Origin of the sequence: Amycolatopsis albidoflavus (genome assembly GCF_039525725.1) — a bacterium.
Taxonomy (GTDB): domain Bacteria; phylum Actinomycetota; class Actinomycetes; order Mycobacteriales; family Pseudonocardiaceae; genus Amycolatopsis; species Amycolatopsis albidoflava.
Window position 1 is genome coordinate 136,878 of sequence record NZ_BAAAHV010000002.1, and the last position, 18,411, is coordinate 155,288.

Annotated in this window: 19 protein-coding genes; 14 read left to right on the forward strand and 5 right to left on the reverse strand. The window is 69.1% G+C overall.

Translation table 11 applies throughout. From position 1 onward, the window contains the following. Positions 1–11 precede the first annotated feature (11 nt). Positions 12–1,436 carry an MFS transporter gene (locus ABD156_RS00785; RefSeq protein WP_344264642.1) on the reverse strand — a complete coding sequence of 475 codons (1,425 nt, stop codon included), beginning with the start codon at positions 1,434–1,436 and terminating at the stop codon, positions 12–14. A gap of 118 nt (positions 1,437–1,554) precedes the next feature. Then, on the reverse strand, positions 1,555–2,274 hold the full coding sequence (locus tag ABD156_RS00790; protein WP_344264645.1) for an alpha/beta fold hydrolase: 720 nt from the start codon (positions 2,272–2,274) through the stop codon (positions 1,555–1,557). Positions 2,275–2,404: 130 nt separating this feature from the next. Here ABD156_RS00790 and ABD156_RS00795 point away from each other — a divergent pair, with 130 nt between their 5' ends. Continuing rightward, entirely contained in the window at positions 2,405–2,746 is a 342-nt protein-coding gene (locus tag ABD156_RS00795; RefSeq protein WP_344264649.1) for a winged helix-turn-helix transcriptional regulator, read from the forward strand. On the opposite strand, the gene ABD156_RS00800 is transcribed toward ABD156_RS00795, so the two are convergent. Further along, on the reverse strand, positions 2,731–3,585 hold the full coding sequence (locus ABD156_RS00800) for a LysR family transcriptional regulator (RefSeq protein WP_344264652.1): 855 nt from the start codon (positions 3,583–3,585) through the stop codon (positions 2,731–2,733). The two genes, ABD156_RS00795 and ABD156_RS00800, sit on opposite strands and share 16 nt — an antisense overlap. A gap of 91 nt (positions 3,586–3,676) precedes the next feature. Between ABD156_RS00800 and ABD156_RS00805 the strand changes: the two genes are divergently transcribed. Together ABD156_RS00805 and ABD156_RS00810 are read left to right on the forward strand one after the other, a co-directional pair. After that, positions 3,677–4,669 carry an MDR family oxidoreductase gene (locus tag ABD156_RS00805; RefSeq protein WP_344264655.1) on the forward strand — a complete coding sequence of 331 codons (993 nt, stop codon included), beginning with the start codon at positions 3,677–3,679 and terminating at the stop codon, positions 4,667–4,669. A gap of 11 nt (positions 4,670–4,680) precedes the next feature. Next, positions 4,681–6,084: a CoA transferase gene (locus tag ABD156_RS00810; protein ID WP_344264658.1), complete on the forward strand. Its 1,404-nt coding sequence runs from the start codon at positions 4,681–4,683 to the stop codon at positions 6,082–6,084. Positions 6,085–6,109: 25 nt separating this feature from the next. Here the strand turns inward: ABD156_RS00810 and ABD156_RS00815 are convergent, their stop codons facing one another. Further along, positions 6,110–6,505 carry a MerR family transcriptional regulator gene (locus tag ABD156_RS00815; protein ID WP_344264661.1) on the reverse strand — a complete coding sequence of 132 codons (396 nt, stop codon included), beginning with the start codon at positions 6,503–6,505 and terminating at the stop codon, positions 6,110–6,112. A gap of 28 nt (positions 6,506–6,533) precedes the next feature. On the opposite strand from ABD156_RS00815, the gene ABD156_RS00820 reads away from it, so the two are divergent. Beyond that, positions 6,534–7,274 carry a methyltransferase domain-containing protein gene (locus ABD156_RS00820; RefSeq protein WP_344264664.1) on the forward strand — a complete coding sequence of 247 codons (741 nt, stop codon included), beginning with the start codon at positions 6,534–6,536 and terminating at the stop codon, positions 7,272–7,274. 80 nt (positions 7,275–7,354) lie between these two features. Here ABD156_RS00820 and ABD156_RS00825 read toward each other — a convergent pair whose 3' ends face one another. Next, positions 7,355–7,498 carry a hypothetical protein gene (locus tag ABD156_RS00825; RefSeq protein ID WP_344264667.1) on the reverse strand — a complete coding sequence of 48 codons (144 nt, stop codon included), beginning with the start codon at positions 7,496–7,498 and terminating at the stop codon, positions 7,355–7,357. A 341-nt stretch (positions 7,499–7,839) separates the two neighbouring features. On the opposite strand from ABD156_RS00825, the gene ABD156_RS00830 reads away from it, so the two are divergent. The 10 genes from ABD156_RS00830 (at position 7,840) to ABD156_RS00875 (ending at position 18,363) form a co-directional block, all read left to right on the forward strand. Beyond that, positions 7,840–8,103 carry a DUF3703 domain-containing protein gene (locus ABD156_RS00830; RefSeq protein WP_344264670.1) on the forward strand — a complete coding sequence of 88 codons (264 nt, stop codon included), beginning with the start codon at positions 7,840–7,842 and terminating at the stop codon, positions 8,101–8,103. A 124-nt stretch (positions 8,104–8,227) separates the two neighbouring features. Continuing rightward, positions 8,228–8,740, forward strand: a complete 513-nt coding sequence (locus ABD156_RS00835) for a MarR family winged helix-turn-helix transcriptional regulator (protein ID WP_344264673.1) — start codon at positions 8,228–8,230, stop codon at positions 8,738–8,740. 964 nt (positions 8,741–9,704) lie between these two features. Next, a complete protein-coding gene (locus ABD156_RS00840; RefSeq protein ID WP_344264676.1) occupies positions 9,705–10,973 on the forward strand; it encodes an FAD-dependent monooxygenase in 1,269 nt (422 codons plus the stop codon). A 40-nt stretch (positions 10,974–11,013) separates the two neighbouring features. Continuing rightward, complete coding sequence (locus ABD156_RS00845) at positions 11,014–12,408, forward strand: MFS transporter (RefSeq protein WP_344264679.1); 1,395 nt, start codon at positions 11,014–11,016, stop codon at positions 12,406–12,408. 25 nt (positions 12,409–12,433) lie between these two features. Next, positions 12,434–13,312: an FAD binding domain-containing protein gene (locus ABD156_RS00850; RefSeq protein ID WP_344264681.1), complete on the forward strand. Its 879-nt coding sequence runs from the start codon at positions 12,434–12,436 to the stop codon at positions 13,310–13,312. Then, a complete protein-coding gene (locus ABD156_RS00855) occupies positions 13,312–15,705 on the forward strand; it encodes a xanthine dehydrogenase family protein molybdopterin-binding subunit (RefSeq protein WP_344264684.1) in 2,394 nt (797 codons plus the stop codon). Before ABD156_RS00850 ends, ABD156_RS00855 begins: the two co-directional genes overlap by 1 nt. Next, positions 15,702–16,208: a (2Fe-2S)-binding protein gene (locus tag ABD156_RS00860; protein WP_344264687.1), complete on the forward strand. Its 507-nt coding sequence runs from the start codon at positions 15,702–15,704 to the stop codon at positions 16,206–16,208. The genes ABD156_RS00855 and ABD156_RS00860 overlap by 4 nt, the downstream gene beginning before the upstream one ends. After that, the gene (locus ABD156_RS00865; protein ID WP_344264691.1) at positions 16,205–16,858 is read left to right on the forward strand and encodes an SRPBCC family protein; all 654 of its coding nucleotides are present in this window, start codon (positions 16,205–16,207) and stop codon (positions 16,856–16,858) included. Before ABD156_RS00860 ends, ABD156_RS00865 begins: the two co-directional genes overlap by 4 nt. Further along, positions 16,845–17,504, forward strand: a complete 660-nt coding sequence (locus ABD156_RS00870) for an isochorismatase family protein (protein WP_344264694.1) — start codon at positions 16,845–16,847, stop codon at positions 17,502–17,504. The genes ABD156_RS00865 and ABD156_RS00870 overlap by 14 nt, the downstream gene beginning before the upstream one ends. A gap of 10 nt (positions 17,505–17,514) precedes the next feature. After that, complete coding sequence (locus ABD156_RS00875; RefSeq protein WP_344264697.1) at positions 17,515–18,363, forward strand: alpha/beta fold hydrolase; 849 nt, start codon at positions 17,515–17,517, stop codon at positions 18,361–18,363. The last annotated feature ends 48 nt before the right edge of the window (positions 18,364–18,411 follow it).

Below are 18,411 nucleotides of genomic sequence, written 5' to 3' on the forward strand. Positions count from 1 at the left end.
CATAATGGACGTCAGCGCGGCAAGCGGTCAGTAAGCGGGATCTCGCGGACGAAGCACGCCGCGGTCAGCGAGAGCGCCGCCACGACGAGCGTCGCGGCGGCAACCGCGTGCAACCCGTCGGTCACCGCGGCCGGTCCGGTTCCGCCGCGGGTTAGTGCGCCGACGTAAAGCGAGCCGAACAGGGCCGCGCCGATGCCGCTGCCGAGCGTCCGGGTCAGGGAGCCCATGCCCAGTGCCGCGCCGAGGTCGCGGGGTTCGACGCTGATCCGGATGATCAGGATCGTGTTCTGGATCAGGCAGCCGAGCCCGGCCCCGAGCGGCAGCCCGACCAGCGATGCGACCAGCGGATGAGTCTCCGGCCCGAGCAGCCAGACCCCGGCCATGCCGACGCCGACGCACGCGCTGCCGATGATCGGCAGGATCCGGAAACGGCCGGTGCGGCGGATGTACTTCGAGCTTCCGTTCATCACCGCGACCATCCCGGCGGTCATCGGGATCAGCAGCAACCCGCTGAGCGACGGCGGCACCCCCCGCGCGTTTTGGAAGTACAGCGGGAGAAAGGCGACCGTCGCTACCATGGTGACGTTGAACGCGAAGCCGAGCACCTGCGCCAGGGCGAAATTGCGGGTGCGGAACATCCGGGACGGCACGAGCGGCTCGGGACAGCGGCGTTCCACGAAGGCGAACGCCGTCAGTGCGCCGACTGCCACCGCGCACAATCCGAGGATCGTCGGCGAACTCCAGGCATAGCGCGTGCCTGCCCAACTGGTGGCCAGGGTAAAGCTGACGACCGCGACGACCAGCAAAACCGTTCCGCCGTAATCGATTCGCGCTTTCCCGCTCTTCGGTGGCGCCTGGACCCCGATGATTGTCCCGGCGAGACAGAGCAGCCCGAACGGCACGTTGACGTAGAAGATCCAGCGCCAGCCGAGCGCGTCGGCGAGGAAGCCGCCGACCAGCGGGCCGCCGACGAGCGAGAGGCCCAGCAGCAGTCCGGTCCAGCTCGAGATCCGCGTGGATTCCTTGGGCGGCACCAGAACCTGGACCATCGCCATCGCGCCGACGAGCAGCCCGCCGGCCCCGATCCCTTGCAGCGCGCGGAAACCGATCAGCGCGCCCATGTCCGGGGCGAGCCCGCACAGCATCGAACCGGCCAGGAAGACCGCCACTGACAGCAGGAACACCGCTTTGCGGTCGAACTGGTCGCTGAGCTTGCCCCAGACCTGGGTGGACGCCGCGATCGCCAGCGCGTACGCGGTGATGATCCAGGTCATCGACCCCGGACCGCCGAGATCCGCGGCGATGCTCGGCAGCGCGGTGGCCACGACATAGCTGTCCAGCATGCCCAGCGCCATGCCGGACAACGCCCCGGCGACGCCGATCTTGACGCGCCGGGTGAACGGATCGGTTTCCTCCGGCGCGACGGTTCTCGGCATGGCTCGACGTCCTTCCCCCAGGAGTGCTGCTCCCAAGGTAGCCACAAAAGTGCCCACTGGGCAACATTGCTCAGCGGGCACCTTGCCCTCGCGGACGTCTGAAGCGGGAGCGGCCGGACTACCCGAGCTTCAGCAGCAGTTCGCTCAGCTCGACCGGCATCGTGACCATGCAGTCGTGCCCGGTCGGCAGCTCCCACACCTGCGACGGCGTCCCGTTGGGCTGGATCGCCGGGACCGGGCGGCGGGTGATGCCCTCCGGGGTCGCGCCGACGCAGCGGATGTGCGTGCGCGGGATCGCGCGCACGGCCGGGTTGTCGAGCCGCACTGGCTCTTGCAGACAGCGAACTGGCTGGTCGGAGAGCATTTCGCGCACCCACGCGACGTCGTCCGGATCGGTGACGCCGAACAGCCCGAACGGCGCGGGCTGCTCCGGCAGCGGCGGGACGCGCCAGCCGTCGCCGTGCTGTGCGGCCAGGTCGATGAGGGTTTGGCTGATCGGCTGGACGTCGACCGCGGTTTCGCCGTCCTCGGGGACCATCGCGTCGAGATAGACCAGCTCGGCGACCCGGTCCGGCATCTCGTTGGCGGCGGAGGAGATGACCAGCCCGGCATAGCTGTGGCCGACCAGGACCACGTCTTCCTCGTCGCGGAGCAGGTCCACGATGTCCTGGACATGGGTGTCGAGCCCGATTTCCGGGCTGAGCAGGTGCTTCTTGTCGCCGTAGCCGGTCAGCGAGGGCGCGAGCACCCGGTGCCCGGCCGATTCCAGCAGCGGGACCACCCGGTCCCAGGCCCGGCCGCTGTGCCAAGCGCCGTGGACCAGCAGAAACGTCGTCATTCTAGGGTTCCTCATCACGGGATTCACGGTTACCGGAAGTAACTCGGTACTGTTCGAGAACCATCGTGATCGTCCGCGCCGAGGCGGGCAATAAGGCACTAATTAGTGCCCCGGTTCTCCGGAGGTAACCATGGCCGACGACGTGTGCCGGACCCGAGCGGTCCTGGCGATCGTGGGCGACAAGTGGGCGCTGCTGATCGTCCGCATGCTGCGCGACGGACCGCGGCGGTTCACCGAACTCAAAAGGGAAATCGAGGGGATCAGCCAGCGGATGCTGACCGTCACGCTGCGAGATCTGGAACGCGACGGGATTCTCACCCGGACTGTCCACAATGTCATGCCGCCGCACGTTTCCTACGAGCTGACCGCGATGGGCCGGACCCTGCGGGAAGCGACCGCGCCGTTGCTGGAATGGAGCGTCGAGCATTTGGCGAAGATCGAAAAGTCCCGCGCGGACTACGACGCTCGCTGAACCGAATGCGCCAGTTCGCTGAACCGGCGCAGCAACGGGTCGCTTGACCGGCGCGCCGGCCACAGCAGGCGCAGCGCCACCCGGGGCGCGTTCCGCAGCGGGAGATGCGCGACTCGCGCGTGGGTGTGTGCCTCGGCGGCGGAGGTGGTGGTCGACCCGACGGCCCGGCCGGACGCGATGATCGTGAGCCATTCGTCGTAGCTGCCGCACTGGATCACCTGCGCGGGCCGGTTTTCCGGCGGCCAGTCGAGCGGACTGGTCGCGCCGCTGACCGTGTTCACGACCACCGGATGCGCGGCCAGCTCCGCCCAGTCCACTTCCGCGCGCGCCGCCAGTTCCGAACTCGCGGAGACGGCGGCGAGCCGGTCTTCCTCGAACAGCAACGTCCCGCTGATCCCGGACGCGTCGACGTCCCCGCGGACCAATGCGGCGTCGACGTCCCCGGAATGCAGGGCTGCCACGATGTCGTCGCGGCGCAGGAGAGTGGCAGTCGCGCCGGTCGCGGTTTCGAAGGCGGACAGCAGATCGCTCGCCCACGGATCCGGCAGCGCCCACTGGAACCCGATCCGCAGCCCGGCATTTCCGCCCGCCGCGGCGAGGGCGGCGTCGAGATCGCGCAACACGACGCGAAGCCGTCCGAGCAGTTCGCCGCCTGCCTCGGTCGGTTCGACGCCGTGCGGCGTGCGTTCCAGCAGCCGAGTTCCGACCGACTCCTCGATCTGCTGAATCGTGCGCGTGAGCGCCGGCTGGGTGATCAGCAGCTCGCGGCTCGCGGCCGTGAACGTGCCGCACGTCGCGACCGTCACGAACGCGCGCAGATGCCGCAGCTCGACCTCCATGTCCGGCAGCCTACCCAGCTATGCCCGCCGCGCATGGCGTCGCTGTGACGGGCATTTCCCTGCCAGGCTCCGGATTTCTACCGTGGAAAGCATGGACCAGGAGATCACCGCCTTCCCCGGCTGGATCGCGCGCGACGGTGTGACGCTCGAGCAGCTCGACCCGGCCATGCTGGACGACCTCGACACCGTCGTCCGCGTGCGCTATTCCAGCATCAACTACAAAGACGCGCTCGCGCTGCACGGCCGCCCCGGCGTGATCCGGCGGCATCCGCTGATCGCCGGGATCGACCTGACCGGCGAGGTGCTCGCGTCTCGACATCCTCGGTGGCAGGCGGGCGACCTGGTCACGCTGAACGGCGCGGGCCTCGGCGAAGACCTGCACGGCGGTCTGGCAGGCCTCGCCGCGGTCAACGGCGACGACCTCGTCCGCGTCCCCTCGGAACTCGGCCCGCTCCGCGCGGCGGCCATCGGCACCGCCGGATTCACCGCCGCGCTGAGCCTGCTCGCCTTGGAACGCCACGGCCTGGCCCCGGAAACCGGCCCGATCCTGGTCACCGGCGCGGGCGGCGGCGTCGGTTCGATCGCGGTAGCGCTGCTGGCTGCGGCTCGATACGAGGTCATCGCCGCCACCGGCCGCCCTTCCGAACTGTCCTCGCAACTCACCGCATTGGGCGCCGCGCATGTCCTGGACCGTGCCGAACTGACGTCTTCCGGCAAACCATTGGGCAAACAGCGCTGGGCAGGCGTGGTCGACGCGGTCGGCGGTCCGGTCCTCGCCGGTGCACTGGCCGGTCTCCAGCATTCGGGCGTCGCGACGACCTGCGGACTTGCCGGCGGCGCCGAGTATCCCGGCACTGTCCTGCCGTTCATCCTGCGCGGCGTTTCCCTGCTCGGGATCGACTCGGTCCGCACGCCGCCGCTCCGCCGCGAGGCCGCTTGGCAGCGCCTCGCTCAGTTGCTCGACCCGGCGCTCCTGGACTCGGTGACGCGCGTCGTCCCGCTCTCCGACGCCAAGGACGCCGCCGCTTCGCTCCTGGCCGGTGCTGGTACCGGCCGCATCGTGGTCGACGTCGCTTCGGCCTGAAAGGAAAGAGAATGCCCGCCTTCGACGAACTGATGACCTTGCGCGACGCCCCGCGCCCGGCGGCCGACGAGGTCACCATTACCGGCGCGGACCCGCTTTTCGCGTCGCCGTTCCGGATCGGCGAAACCCTCGCCGACGCACTCGCCGCCCGCGCTGTCGCCGCGAACGACCTGTGGGAACTGCGGACCGGACGTCGGCAGAAGATCGACGTCGACGTCCGCGCCGCCGCGGCCACCGCTCTCGGCGGCGAAGACATGACGCTCATCCGCGCCGCGGACGGCGAATACCGTCCCGCGCCGCTTTCGCCCGCTGTCGAGCACATGGTCGCGCTCACCCAGCCCTGGCCGACCGCCGACGGACGCTGGTTTCTGCCGCATTTCAACCTGCCGCACCTGGAACGCCGGGTCCTGGACGTCCTCGGCTGCGAGCCGACGCCGTCCTCAGTCGCCGCCGCGGTCGCCAAGTGGAAGGCCGACGACCTCGAGGACGCCATCGCCGCCGCCGGCGCGTGCGGGGGAGTGGTTCGCACGCCGGACGAATGGCTCGCGCACCCGCACGGTTCCTACCTGGCCTCGCGCCCGGTTGTCGAGATCGCCAAAATCGCTGACAGCGCCCCTTCTCCGCTGCCCGACGGCGGTGCTTCGCCTCTTTCCGACGTCCGGGTCCTGGACCTGACCCGTATTCTCGCTGGCCCGACCGCCGCGCTGAGCCTGGCCGAACACGGCGCGAACGTGCTGATGGTGACCGCTCCGCACTTGCCTCAAGTCGCGCCGTTCGTCCGGGATACCAGCCACGGCAAGCGAAGCGCCTACCTCGATTACTCCACAGTGGACGATGCGGCCCGGTTGCGGTCATTGGCCGGCGCCGCTGATGTGTTCGTCGAAGGCTATCGCCCGGGCCGGATGTCCGCCCACGGCTTCGGCCCGGAGGATCTCGCGGCACTGCGACCGGGAATCGTCTACGTGAGCGTGAACTGCTTCGGCTCCGGCGGTCCGTTCGGAATGCGTGCCGGATGGGACCAGGTCGCGCAAGCCGTGACCGGCGCCTGCGTTGTTCAGGGCGGCGACCGTCCACAGTTGACTCCGGTGTACCTGTGCGACTTCCTGACCGGCTTCCTCGGGAGTTACGGCGCGATGCTGGCGCTGGCTCGGAGGGCCAGGGAAGGCGGGTCTTATCACGTGCGGGTTTCGCTGTGCCAATCGTCGATGTTGTTGCAGCGGCAGGGGTTGCTGACTGATTACGCGGATGCTCCCGGCCGTCTTTCGCCGGCGGAATTCGAGCGTTATGCGGTTTCGGATGACGACACGATCTACGGCGATCTGAAGAGCCTCGGTCCGGTGATCCGGATGAGCGAGACCCCGCCGCGCTGGGCTGGGACGACTCCTCGACTGGGGAGTTCGCGGCCGGAGTGGTGATGCGTCGTGCCCGCATTTCCGGCCCTCAGGCTGAGCCCCGGCTGTCGACGACTGCCTGGAAATGCGGGCACGACGCGAGATCGTCGTGGCCGCAGCCGAGGGCGCATTCGACCAGGTCGAGCGATGCTTGAACTTCGGCGATCCGGGCGGCGAGTTCGGCCCGGCGGCGGCGCAGGAGGTGTGTGCGCTGCCCGGGTTCGCGGGCGGTCAGCAGCGCGCCGATGTCCTCCAAACTGAACCCGGCTTCTTTGGCTCGCAGGATGACCGCGATCCGGCGGAGGTCGTCCTCGCCGTAGCGGCGGCGGGATCCGGTGACTCGCGCCGGGGTCAGCAGGCCGACCGATTCCCAGTGCCGCAGGACGTGCGTCGCCAGCCCGAAGCGGTCGGCTGCCGCGCCGATGGTCAGCTCGCTTGACTTCATGTCGTCATTAAGTCGCAGCATGGCGGACATGTCCACCGAGACCCTCATCCGCCTGCTCGACGCCGCCGACGCTCTGCCCGGCGCGGCCGACTTGCGCGCACGTACCTACGACCTGCTGCACCTCGATCCCGGACAGGCGGTGGTAGATGTCGGCTGCGGCTCCGGCCGGGCCGTCGCCGAACTCGCCGGCCTCGGCGCGAACGCGGTGGGCGTCGACCCCGACCCGGTGATGCTCGACGCCGCCCGACAGCGCTGGCCGCGGCTGGACTTCCAGACCGGGACCGCGGAAGCGCTGCCGCTCGCCGACGGTGCTGTGGCTGGGTATCGCGCGGACAAGGTGTTCCATGACGTTCGCGATGTGCCGGCAGCCTTCGCCGAGGCTCGCCGCGTGCTGGCACCGGGCGGACGGATCGTGCTGGCGGGCCAGGACTGGGACACCGTCGTGATCGACTCCGACGACCCGTTGCTGACCCGCACGATCGTCCACGCCCGCGCGGACCTGGTGACCAACCCCACGGTCGCCCGCTCCTATCGGACTCTGCTGCTGGACAACGGGTTCACCGACGTTGCGGTCGAGATGCCCACCGCGGTCTTCACCGCCGCCGCGATGCTGCCGATGGCGACCGGCCTAGCCGAAGCGGCTCGTGCGGCCGGAACGATCGAGCGCGAACTCGCCGACGGGTGGATCGCCGAACAAACCACCCGCGCCCGCGACGGCCGGTTCTTCGCGGCGGTGCCGCTGTTCGTCGCTGCGGCTACCCGACCTTGAACCCTCTGGCGCTACGGGGTTTGCCCCTGCTTCGGATGGTGTGTCTCGCAGTCGGGGTTCGGGCAGTTCGCCAGCGTCCTCTAGTACCGGGCCTCGAACCCGGCGTCGCGGCAGGCTCGCCACGGAGATACGGCCAGCCGCCGAGCCACCAGGGCGTCGCTGGACTCCGTCCGCGCGGCTTCGAGCCCGCCCTCGGTGAGGACCGCGCGCATCGCCTCGGCCATCAGTGCGTCGCTGAGCTGGCTGCTCGTGTACCAGTGGACGACTACGCCGCGATGGTCCGCTCTGCCGACGCTGACTGCCGCGCCAGCGTCCGTCCCGGCGTGCTTCAGGGACAGCCCGGCCGCCAGAACTCCGTCTCGGACTATGTCGGCGAGGATGCGATTTTCGGGATGAATTCGTTCGATTGCGGGGTATTCATCCGTTGCTGGTTGCCATGTCGTGTGAATCGCTTGTCGGTGCCCGAATCGGGTGTTGGGCGACCTCGTGTGCTGCTCGGTTGCTCCCGGTTTTTGCCTATGCTGCAAGGGAAGGGGATCGGAGAAGACGTGAACGGGGAGGTCTGATGGCAGACGCTGAGTACGAAGGCGAAATGGACCGGGGCCGGGCGGCGTTGGCGGTGCGGGATTACCGCGCGGCTTACCGGCATTTCGGGCGTGCGCACAATCTTGGCCACGACGTGCTGGCCGATCATCTGGCCGCGCATCGAGGGTTGCTGGCCACCGCGTGGCGGCAGCGACGGCTGGATCGGGTGGTCGCGCAGTTGTTCCTGATGGGCGGCGCGGCCCTGTTCGACCGGAATCAGCAGAAATCGGCCGGTGTTGCCTGAGCGGCCTGTGCCCGGGCCGCACTTTGTCCGGGGACGTACTATTGTGGGCGGACAGGGATGCGGGGACAGGCTCCGGCGGACCGGACGGGCTGCTGGGGCGCGGGTGCGTAGTTAAGGTCGAGGGATGTCGACAGCAGTAGGTGGGTCAGCGAAGGGCGGCCCGCGGGCGGGGCGGCGGGTCAGCCTGGAGGCGCCCACAGATCTTGCCGCGGCGCCCGGGTACGGGGCTCGGCGGCTGTATCAGGCGTATTTGGCGGCTTGGAATCGGCATGTCGATTCGGTGCTGACCGGACCGCAGTTCGCGGTGTTGTCGGCGGTGCGGGCTTATCCCGGGTTCGACCAGACCGCGTTGGCCAAGGCGGTCGCGCTGGACACTTCGACGATGGCGGATGTCTGCCGGCGGCTGGAGAACCGGGGACTGATCGCCCGGGGGCCCGCGCCGCATGACGCCCGGGCGAAGGTGCTGACGTTGACCGACGACGGAGCGGCCGCGTTCCGCGAGGTGACTCGGCGGACGCGGAAGCTGGACCAGGCGTTGCTCGCGGACTGCCCGGAGGACCGGCGGGCGGAGATTGCGGGGATGTTGAACGATCTGGGCGCGTTGTGGGAGGCGGTTGCTGAGCGGTCGGAGATTTGACGCTTGGTGTCGGGGTTCGGGGTTCGGCTCGTCGCCTGGCGGCGACATCGCTGGTGGTTGCGTGGGGCACCCCGAAGCTTGATTGTGCTGACGGTTCGGGGGTGCTTGTCAAGGCGGGAAAGATGCCTTGACAAGCACCCCCGAACCGCAGGGAGGCTTCGTATCGGGGTGCGGGGGAGGGGCCGGGTGCTTCGAACCTTGGGTGCACCGGTGCGGTTTCGGGGCTGGGTGCCTCGATAGTCGGGTGCATCGGCTGCGGGTGGACGCGCGGCTTGGGTGACTGGGTGAGCGGCGTTCGCGGGTGCGGTTGGGCAGGCTGGCCGTGAGGGTCCCCTTGAGGGACTCAGAGTCCGTGAAGGTTCCCCTCACGAACCACGATCCCAACGGGCACCAGTGCACCCAACGTTTGAGGCACCCAGCCCCTCCCGTCTACCAATCCGCGCCGCTGCACCCACGATCGAGGCACCCGGCCCCTCTCCCGCACCGATGCACCCAAAGTTCGAGGCACCCGGCCCTGCCCCAACCCCGATACGAAGCCTTCTCTGCGGTCTGGGGGTGCTTGTCAAGGCATCTTTCCCGCCTTGACAAGCACCCCCAGACCGTCAGGACAATCAAACTTCGGGGTGCCCCACGCAACCACGGTTTCGCGAGCCGAACCCTCAAGAACCGCCGCGCACGGCCAACCCGACCGGAGCCGCTCCACAACGCCAGTCCAGCCGAAACTTCCCCTCAACGCGGTCCAACCGGAACGCCCCTCCGCGTCGTCCGAAGTATCCGCCGCGAATCCACAACGCCACCTCACCCGGTAACCACCCCACCACCCAACGCACCCAACCCACCCCCGCCCAACAAAACTTCCCCGCCGACTATTGCGTGTTCGGATAATCCGTGTTCGGATTAACCGCATCCAGGCGAGGACATCCAGGCGAGGATCTGCCGGAAGCGGCTAGCGGTAGGAGGTCAGGTGGCGGCAAGTCAGTCGTTCGAGGTAGTGGTCGCCGGCGGCGGGTTGGGCGGGCTGTGTGCCGCCTTGTCGTTGCGGCAGCGCGGGTTGCGGGTCACCGTGGTCGAAGCGGCACCGCAGCTGGGCGAAATCGGGGCCGGGATCCAGACGGCGCCCAATGCCAGCCGGATTCTCATCGGGCTGGGGTTGCGGGCCGAGCTCCAAAAAGTCAGGTGCGAACCGCAGGACCAGGTCCGGCGACGCTGGGCTGACGGCAGCATCATCGCGCAGCTCCCGCTCGGCCAGCGGGTCGTCGAGCAGTACGGGGCACCGTATTGGCATTACCACCGGGCGGATCTGCATTCCGTTCTCCTGCGGGCGTGTATCGACCCCGAAGGTGCGGGGCCGGTCGTGAAGGTGGCGACTGCGGCGAAGGTGGTCGAGCTTGATCGCGGCAATCCGGAGCGGCCCGCCGTGATCACCGAGGACGGGCGGCGGTTCGAGGGCGACGTCGTCGTGGGAGCGGACGGAATCCGTTCTGCGGTAAGGGATCTAGCCGGATTCGACGACACCCTCGCGTTCTCCGGCGAGATGGCGTACCGGGCGTTGATCCCTGGGGATTCGATCGCAGCGGATCCGGCGACGAGGTTCCTGGTCGACCGCTATCACTCCACGATCTGGTACGGCCCGGACAAACACCTCGTCCATTACATGATCCGAGGCGGCGAATACCTGAACGTGGTGGCGATTGTGCCGTGCACGGAGGAAGTCGAGAAAAACTGGAGTGCGCCGGCCAGCGCGGAGCAGTTCGCGGCCGAGTATTCCGATTGGGACGATCGCGTGCCTGCGATGCTGTCGAAGGCCAAGGACGACGTCTCGGTCTGGGCGATGTACCGGCGGCGTCGCGATCCGGTGTGGGTGGACGGGCGCGTCGCGTTGCTCGGGGATGCTTGTCACGCAATGCTTCCGTACCAGGCGCAAGGGGCGTCGCAGGCGATGGAGGACGGGGCGGTTCTCGCGGAGGAGCTGGGGCAGGCGACCCGCGACGGGATCGACAACGCGTTGACCCGGTACGTGCACCGGCGCGCGAAACATGCTGGGATGGTTCAGGACGCGTCCTTGCGGAACATGAGTTTCTACCACCTTCCGGACGGTCCGGAGCAGCGCGAGCGAGACGAAAAGCTGCGCAGTTTCGACGGCGAGTCCGACGTGTCCTACGACTGGCTGTGGAACGGTACTCCGCTGGGCGACCCCGACAACGAATCCATTCACTACCAGTTCGCCCGATAGCACGAACGGCACACGCAGACTTCGCAAAGGAGCAAAGGCTATGCGTACCGGAGACCAGGTGGTCCAAGACTTGCCGTGGCGCTGGCGCGTCCAGGGCAAGATCTTCCTCATCGGCGGGCTCGGCTACATGTTCGACGCCTGGGACGTGGCCCTGAACGGATTCCTCACCCCGTTGGTGGGCACGGAATTCGGGCTGTCGGCCACGCAGCGGGGGTTCGTCGCGACCGCCAATTTGATCGGCATGGCGGTGGGCGCGGTCGCCTGGGGGACGGTCGCGGACCGGATCGGGCGCAAGCGGGCGTTCAGCATTACGTTGCTGTTGTTTGCTTTCTTCTCGGTATTCGCGGCGTTGTCGCCGAATATCGAGGTGTTCCTGCTGCTGCGATTCCTCGCCGGAGTCGGGCTCGGCGGGTGTATTCCGGTGGATTACGCCATTGTCAGCGAGTTTTCGCCGCGCAAGCAACGCGGGCGGGTGCTGTCCGCGATGGACGGTTGGTGGCCGGTCGGCACGACGTTGGCGGGGGCGTCGGCGACGTTGCTGGTTCCGGTTTCCGGGAACTGGCGGTGGATGCTGGTCCTGATGATCCTGCCCGCGGTGCTGTTGTTCTGGGCGCGGCGCGGGGTTCCGGAATCGCCGCTGTACCTGGTGCGCATGGGACGCGAGGCGGAAGCCCGGCTGGTCATCGACGATCTCGTCGAGCGCACGGGCGCGCCGAAGGAGCAGTACCGGATTCCGCCGGCGATCGAGGAGGACAAGCGCGGCGGCGGGCTGTTCGCGGCGGTCGATCAGTTGCGCCGGGTGTGGGCGTACAACCCGAAGGTCACGGGGGTCGCGTGGGCGTTGTTCATCACCGTGATGCTGGTGTACTACGCCGCGCTGAGCTGGATGCCCTCGATCCTCAAGGCACAGGGCTTCGGGGAGATCGCCGCGTTCGCTTCGACCACTTTGATGAACGCGCTCGGTATCGTCGGCGTCGTGGTGGCGGTGTTGCTCGTGGACCGCATCGGCCGCAAGCGGGTGATCGCCGCGGCCGGGCCGCTCGCCGCGGTCACGCTGGTGATTTTCTCGCTGGTGCTCGGCTCGGCCGGGGCCGCGGTGGTGGCGATCGGCGCGTTCGGGCTGTTCTCGCTCATCGTGATCCCGGTGATGTACGCCTTCGTGTCCGAGCTGTACCCGACGGAGCTGCGCGCGTCGGGCTTCGGCTGGGCCTCGTCGTCCAGCCGGGCGGTCACCGGGTTCGCTCCGCTGCTGTTCGGCAGTGTGCTGTGGCCGGTGCTCGGGTTGCCGCTGACGTTCACGTTGCTCGGCCTGCTCGTCGTCGGGGCCGTGGTGTTCATGGTCTTCTGCGCGCCGGAAACGCGGGGCCGGGAGCTGGACCACCTCGACAGCGAGACCGCGCCCGCGCCGCACCAGTCCGAAATGGACGCAGTCTGATTCTCGGCAGCAGAAAGGGAATTGCATGAAGCCCGCCGCGTTCGCCTACCACCGGGCGCACGACGTCGCCGACGCCGTCGGCCTGCTTTCCGACCTCGCCGCGCGAGGCCGGGAGCCGAAAGCGATCGCGGGCGGGCAGAGTCTGATGCCGATGATGAGCTTCCGCCTGGCCCGCCCGAGCGACCTGGTCGACCTCGGACGGCTGCGGGACCAGCCGGGGATGACCGAGATCGCGCACACTGGTTCGACGCTCCGCCTCGGCGCGATGACGACGCACCGCCAGGTCGAGCTAGCCCGGCTCGGCCCGGATTTCGCGGTGCTGGCGGAGGCGATGCGGTACGTCGGGCACCTGCCGATCCGGTCGCGCGGCACGGTCGGCGGCAGTCTCGTGCACGGCGACGCCACCGCCGAGTGGTGCATGCTCGCGCTGCTGCTGGACGCGGTGATCGTCGCCGAAGGCCCGAACGGCCGCCGCGAGATCCCGGCGGGGGAGATGTTCTACGGCTTCTACGCGACCGCGGTGGAGGCGGACGAGGTGGTCACCGAGGTCCGGTTCACCCGGGCGGCGCCGAAGGCCGCGTTGACCGAGTTTTCCCGGCGGGCTGGGGATTTCGCGACGGTCGCGGCGGCGGTGACGCTGGAACCTCGCGCGGACGGTTCGCTGGAAGGCGGCCGGGTGGTGCTCGGCGGGGTCGCGCCCGCGCCGTTGCGGGTGCCGGAGGCCGAGGCGGTGCTGGCGGGCGGGGCGCCGGGGCCGGAGTTGTTCGCGGCTTGCGGCCGGGCGGCTGCGGAGGCGATCGATCCGCGGGGAGACGCGCAGGGCAGCGCGGATTACCGGCGTGCGCTGACGCGGACGTTGGTGGCGCGGAGTTTGGGTCAGGCGTGGGAGAGGGGAGACCGGTAATGGCGAGCACGCCAGAAGAACCCCGGTTCGACGGCCGGGGCGGCAAGTGGATCGGCGCGTCCGTGCGCCGCCGCGAGGATCCTCGGCTGGTCACCGGCCGCGGACGGTTCGTGGACGACATCCACCTCCACGGCATGCTGCACGCCGGGTTCGTGCGCGCGACCGTCGCGCACGGCAAGATCACCGAACTCGACCTCAGCGCCGCCCGCGAGGTGGACGGCGTCGTAGCCGCGTATTCGGCGGAAGACCTGCAGCTCGGCGACATGGTCGCACTGCTGGACCGTCCGCCCGAGGAGTTCACGCCGACGACGATGCCGATCCTCGCGCGCGGCAAGGTGCGGTTCGTCGGCGAGCCGGTCGCGCTGGTCATCGCGAAGGATCCGTACGCGGTCGAGGACGGCATCGAGGCCGCGCAGGTCAGCTACGAGGTCCTCGACGCCGTCGTGTCCGAGGAGACCGCGCTCGCCGAGGACGCGCCGTTAGTGCATGAGGACGCGCCGAGCAATGTGCTGCTGGATGTCACGTCGTTCGACACTCCGGGCGTGGACGAAGCGTTCGCGGAAGGGTGCGTGATCGAGCTCGTCACCCGCAGCGGGCGGCAGAACGCGTTGCCGCTGGAGACGCGCGGCGCAGTGGCGTCCTGGGACGACCGCGACGAGCAGCTTCTCGTTCAGACCTGCAGCCAGGTGCCGCACCAGGTCCGTACCGTGCTGGCGCGTTCGCTGCGGATTCCGGAGCGTTCGGTGCGCGTGGTGGTCCCGGACATGGGCGGCGGCTTCGGGCAGAAGTGCGTGGTCGGGCGGGAGGAAATCGCGGTCGCGGCGGCGGCGAAACTGTTGCGGCGTCCGGTGAAGTGGATCGAGGACCGCAGCGAAGCTCTCGCGTCCGGGTTCCTCGCCCGCGAGCAGCGGTACCGCACGCGCGCCGCGTTCACTCCGGACGGCCAGCTGACCGCGCTGGAGTCCGACATCGTGTGCGACATGGGCGCGTACTCGTGCTATCCGTTCACCGTCGGCATCGAACCGCTGATGGCGGCGGCGGAAATGCCGTCGGTGTACCGGGTTCCGGCGTATCGCGTCCGGGCGAGGGCGATCACCAGCAACAAGGCGCCGACCGCGCCGTATCGCGGGGTCAGCCGTCCGCAGTACGTCATGGTGATGGAGCGGATCATGGACCTGGCCGCGCGCCGGCTCGGCCTCGACCCGGTGGAGATCCGGCGGCGCAACGTGATCACCGAATTTCCGTATACGGGCATCAACAAGGTGACTTACGACCCGGGCAGCTACCTCGAATCGCTGGAGCTGGGCGAAAAGATCCTCCGCGACGAGGGCTGGTACGAGCTGCGCGAGAAGAACCCGCACCTCGGCATCGGCTTCAGCTGCTTCTCCGAGCGCACCGGCTACGGCTCGGAGGCGTTCGCGAAGCGGAAGATGACCGTCGTCCCCGGGTTCGACGTGAGCGAGATCCGGATGGACCTCACCGGCTCCGTCGTGGTCACCAGCGGCACGATCAACCACGGGCAGTCCCACGAAACGACGTTCGCGCAGATCGTCGCGGAACGGCTCGGCGTCGACCTCGCCAAGGTCAAGCTGCGCCAAGGCGACACCGAGCGGATTTCCTACGGCTGGGGCACTTTCGCCTCGCGATCGGTCACCATCGGCGGCTCCGCGGTGGCGACGGCGGCGACCCGGCTGGGCGAGCAGCTCTGCGTCATCGCGGCGCACCTGCTGGACACCCGCGTCGAGAACGTCGGCCTCGACGGCGACGGCGGCGTCATCCAGCTCGACGACCCCAACCGGCGGCTGTCGTTCGAGGAGATCGCCGACGTCGCGTACCTGCGCAGCCACCTGCTGCCCAAGGAGGCCGAGCCGACGCTCACCGCCACCGCCGCGTTCGACGTTCCCGGCGACGGCACGTTCTCGAACGCCACGCACGCGGTCGTGGTGGAAGCCGATCCGGGCACTGGCCAAGTGAAGATCCTCCGCTACGCCTGTGTCGAGGACTGCGGTGTGGTGATCAACCCGAAGGTGGTCGACGGACAGGCGCGCGGCGGTATCGCGCAGGGCATCGCCGGCGCGCTGTTCGAGGAGGTCACCTATGCCGAGAACGGCGAACCGTCGGCGGCGAGCTTCATCGACTACCTCGTGCCGACCGCCGCGGAGATCCCCGACATCACCGTCGACCACCTCGAAACCCCTTGCGCCTTCACCGAAAGCGGTGCGAAGGGAGCCGGGGAGGGCGGCACGATCGGCGCGCCCGCGGCGGTGCTGAACGCGGTCAACGACCTCCTCTGGCGCACCGGGGTCCAGCTGGAGCAGACCCCGATCCACCCCGAAGCCGTCCTCGCCGCGCTCGCCGCGGCCGACCGGGAGAAAGCGGGAACCGGCGCATGACCGACAAACAGCTGATCGTCCTGACCGTGAACGGCGAGGAGCACGAACTGCTCGTCGAACCCCGGTGGACGCTGCTCGATGTGCTGCGGCACAACGTGGGCCTCACCGGCACGCACGTCGGCTGCGAGCACGGGGTCTGCGGGGCATGCACGATCCTGGTCGACGGCGAGCCGGTGCGCGCCTGCCTGATGTACGCCGTGCAGGCGGAAGGCTGCGCGATCCGGACCGTCGAAGACCTTGGCACGCCTGAGGAACCGAACGATTTGCAGCAGGCGTTTTCGGAACACCACGGGTTGCAGTGCGGTTTCTGCACGCCCGGATTCCTGATGCTCGCCGAAGGATTCCTCGCGCAGGAACCGTCGCCGACGCGGGAGGCGATCCGGGAGACGGTGTCGTCGAATCTGTGCCGCTGCACCGGGTATCAGACCATTGTGGACGCGATCGAGGCGACCGCCGCCCAGCGGTCCGCGGAATCCGGCAAGAAAGAGGACGCTGTCCGATGATTCTCGAGAACACCCTTGACCTTCCCGGCGACCCGGACACGGTGTTCGCACTGCTCAACGACGTCGAGCGGGTCGCGGGCTGCCTGCCCGGCGCGGTGCTGGAGGGCCGGGACGGCGAGTCTTACCTCGGCAAGGTCAAGTTCAAGGTCGGCCCGGTCAGCGCCGCGTACGCGGGCAAGGTGCGGTTCACCGAGATCGCCGAGGGCGAGCGGCGGCTGCGGCTGTCGGCGCGGGGCGCGGACAGCCACGGCAACGGCGACGCGGAAGCGGACGTCACGCTGACCCTGGTGCCCGGGCCGAAGGGATCGTCGCTGAATCTGCACACGGATCTCGTGGTGCGGGGCAAGATCGCGCAATTCGGCAAGGGCGCGATCAGCACGGTGTCGAACCGGATTCTGCAGCAGTTCGCGCAGAATCTCGGCCAGCTGCTGGAAAACGGCGGCACCGCACCCGCTCCGGCCCGCGCCACGACGGCCGCTGCGCCTGCGTCGGATTCGCTCGATGGCCTCGCGATGCTGCTCCCTCCGAGCGCGAAGCGCTACCTCCCGGTCGTCGCGGCGGGCGCGCTCGGGCTGTTCCAGGGCTGGTTGCTGGGCCGGGTCTGGTCGCAGCACAAACTGATCAAGGAGTTGCTGCGTGAACGCGCCTGAAAACGGACTGCACGGCTCCGAGACCGACCAGACTTACGCCCGCGCGGGTTTCGGCGCCGCGGTGCCGAGGGGAACCGCGCCGGTGCTGGTCGTGGTCGACCTGACTCGTGGCTTCACTGAACCGGATTTCCCGTCCGGCGCAGACCTTTCCGCCGAGGTCGAGGCCGCCGGCGCGCTGGTCCGGGCCGCGCACGAGAGCGGTGCCCCGGTCGTTTACACCGCGATCAGCTACACCGCCGCGGAAGCGGACGGCGACGCCATCGCGTGGCTGCGCAAGGCTCCCGGCATGCGCAGCCTCCGCGACGGAAGCGCCGAAGTCGCGCTCGATCCGCGGTTGGAACGACGCGACACCGACCACCTGATCGTCAAGAAGGGCGCGTCCGCTTTCCACGGAACAAGCCTCGCTGCATTGCTGACCGGTCTGGGCGCGGACACCGTGCTGGTCTGCGGCGCGACGACCTCGGGCTGCGTACGGGCCACCGCCGTCGACGCCGTCCAATCCGGCTTCAACACGCTCGTCGTCCGTGAAGCCTGCGGCGACCGTGCGCGCGGACCGCACGACGCCGCTCTCTTTGACCTGCAAGCCAAATACGCCGACGTGATCGGCCTGAGCGAGGGCGTCGAGCTGCTCGCCAAAGCCCGCTAGGAGTTGCCGTATGTCTTCAGTTTCCGACCGGGTGCTGACCCAGCCCGCGCTCGCCGAACTGGCGAACGTCCCGGCCAAGAGCGTCTGGGTACGGTCTGGTGCAGTCCGGCTGCACGTCCTCGACTACGGCCCAGCCGACGGCGTCCCGCTCGTGATCCTGCCGGGGATCACCAGCCCGGCGATCACCATGGACTTCGTCGCCCGCGAGCTGACCGACCTGGTCCGCCCGCTGGTGCTCGACATCCGCGGACGGGGCCTGTCCGACGACGGGCCCGGCTACGACCTCGACGCCTACGCTGCGGACGTCGAAGCGGTCATCGACCAGCTTCAGCTGGCGAAGCCGCTGCTGTTCGGCCACTCGATGGGCGCGCGGATCGCGGCCAAGGCCGCGCTGTCCGGCCGTGTCGCGGGCACGGTCCTCGCTGACCCGCCGATGAGCGGTCCCGGACGCCCGTACCCGACTTCGCTGGCGGTCTTCGAGTCCCAATTGGACCAAGCGCGGCGGGGAACCGACGCGGACGAGGTCGCCGCCTCGTGGCCGCGATGGCCGCGCCGGGAACAGGAACTGCGCGCCGGATGGCTCGCGTCGTGCTCCCGTACCGCCATCGCGGCTACCCACGCGGGCTTCGAAGCCGAGGGATTCCTTCCGCTGTGGGAAAACCTGCCCGGGCCCGCCGTGCTGCTCTACGGCGCGGAGAGCCCGGTGGTGACTTCAGCGGACGTCGCGGTGCTGGAGAAATCGCCGCATCCGCTGGCGGCCGTGGCGGGAGCCGGGCACATGATCTTCTGGGACGAACCCGGGCCCGCCCTCGACGCCCTTCGCTCGACCTTGAAAGACCTGCTCGCCGCTCGCACCTGATCCGCCGTCCGTGAGGGGAACCCTCAGGGACTCTGATTCCCTCAGGGT

Excerpts from the sequence above, each read along its gene's own strand:
- ABD156_RS00860 (WP_344264687.1), top strand. The coding sequence starts at position 15,702 with ATGACCGACAAACAGCTGATCGTCCTGACCGTGAACGGCGAGGAGCAC.
- ABD156_RS00875 (WP_344264697.1), top strand. The coding sequence starts at position 17,515 with ATGTCTTCAGTTTCCGACCGGGTGCTGACCCAGCCCGCGCTCGCCGAA.
- ABD156_RS00805 (WP_344264655.1), top strand. The coding sequence starts at position 3,677 with ATGGACCAGGAGATCACCGCCTTCCCCGGCTGGATCGCGCGCGACGGT.
- ABD156_RS00865 (WP_344264691.1), top strand. The coding sequence starts at position 16,205 with ATGATTCTCGAGAACACCCTTGACCTTCCCGGCGACCCGGACACGGTG.
- ABD156_RS00855 (WP_344264684.1), top strand. The coding sequence starts at position 13,312 with ATGGCGAGCACGCCAGAAGAACCCCGGTTCGACGGCCGGGGCGGCAAG.
- ABD156_RS00810 (WP_344264658.1), top strand. The coding sequence starts at position 4,681 with ATGCCCGCCTTCGACGAACTGATGACCTTGCGCGACGCCCCGCGCCCG.
- ABD156_RS00850 (WP_344264681.1), top strand. The coding sequence starts at position 12,434 with ATGAAGCCCGCCGCGTTCGCCTACCACCGGGCGCACGACGTCGCCGAC.
- ABD156_RS00815 (WP_344264661.1), bottom strand. The coding sequence starts at position 6,505 with ATGAAGTCAAGCGAGCTGACCATCGGCGCGGCAGCCGACCGCTTCGGG.
- ABD156_RS00820 (WP_344264664.1), top strand. The coding sequence starts at position 6,534 with ATGTCCACCGAGACCCTCATCCGCCTGCTCGACGCCGCCGACGCTCTG.
- ABD156_RS00800 (WP_344264652.1), bottom strand. The coding sequence starts at position 3,585 with ATGGAGGTCGAGCTGCGGCATCTGCGCGCGTTCGTGACGGTCGCGACG.
- ABD156_RS00825 (WP_344264667.1), bottom strand. The coding sequence starts at position 7,498 with ATGGCCGAGGCGATGCGCGCGGTCCTCACCGAGGGCGGGCTCGAAGCC.
- ABD156_RS00830 (WP_344264670.1), top strand. The coding sequence starts at position 7,840 with ATGGCAGACGCTGAGTACGAAGGCGAAATGGACCGGGGCCGGGCGGCG.
- ABD156_RS00785 (WP_344264642.1), bottom strand. The coding sequence starts at position 1,436 with ATGCCGAGAACCGTCGCGCCGGAGGAAACCGATCCGTTCACCCGGCGC.
- ABD156_RS00835 (WP_344264673.1), top strand. The coding sequence starts at position 8,228 with ATGTCGACAGCAGTAGGTGGGTCAGCGAAGGGCGGCCCGCGGGCGGGG.
- ABD156_RS00790 (WP_344264645.1), bottom strand. The coding sequence starts at position 2,274 with ATGACGACGTTTCTGCTGGTCCACGGCGCTTGGCACAGCGGCCGGGCC.
- ABD156_RS00795 (WP_344264649.1), top strand. The coding sequence starts at position 2,405 with ATGGCCGACGACGTGTGCCGGACCCGAGCGGTCCTGGCGATCGTGGGC.
- ABD156_RS00845 (WP_344264679.1), top strand. The coding sequence starts at position 11,014 with ATGCGTACCGGAGACCAGGTGGTCCAAGACTTGCCGTGGCGCTGGCGC.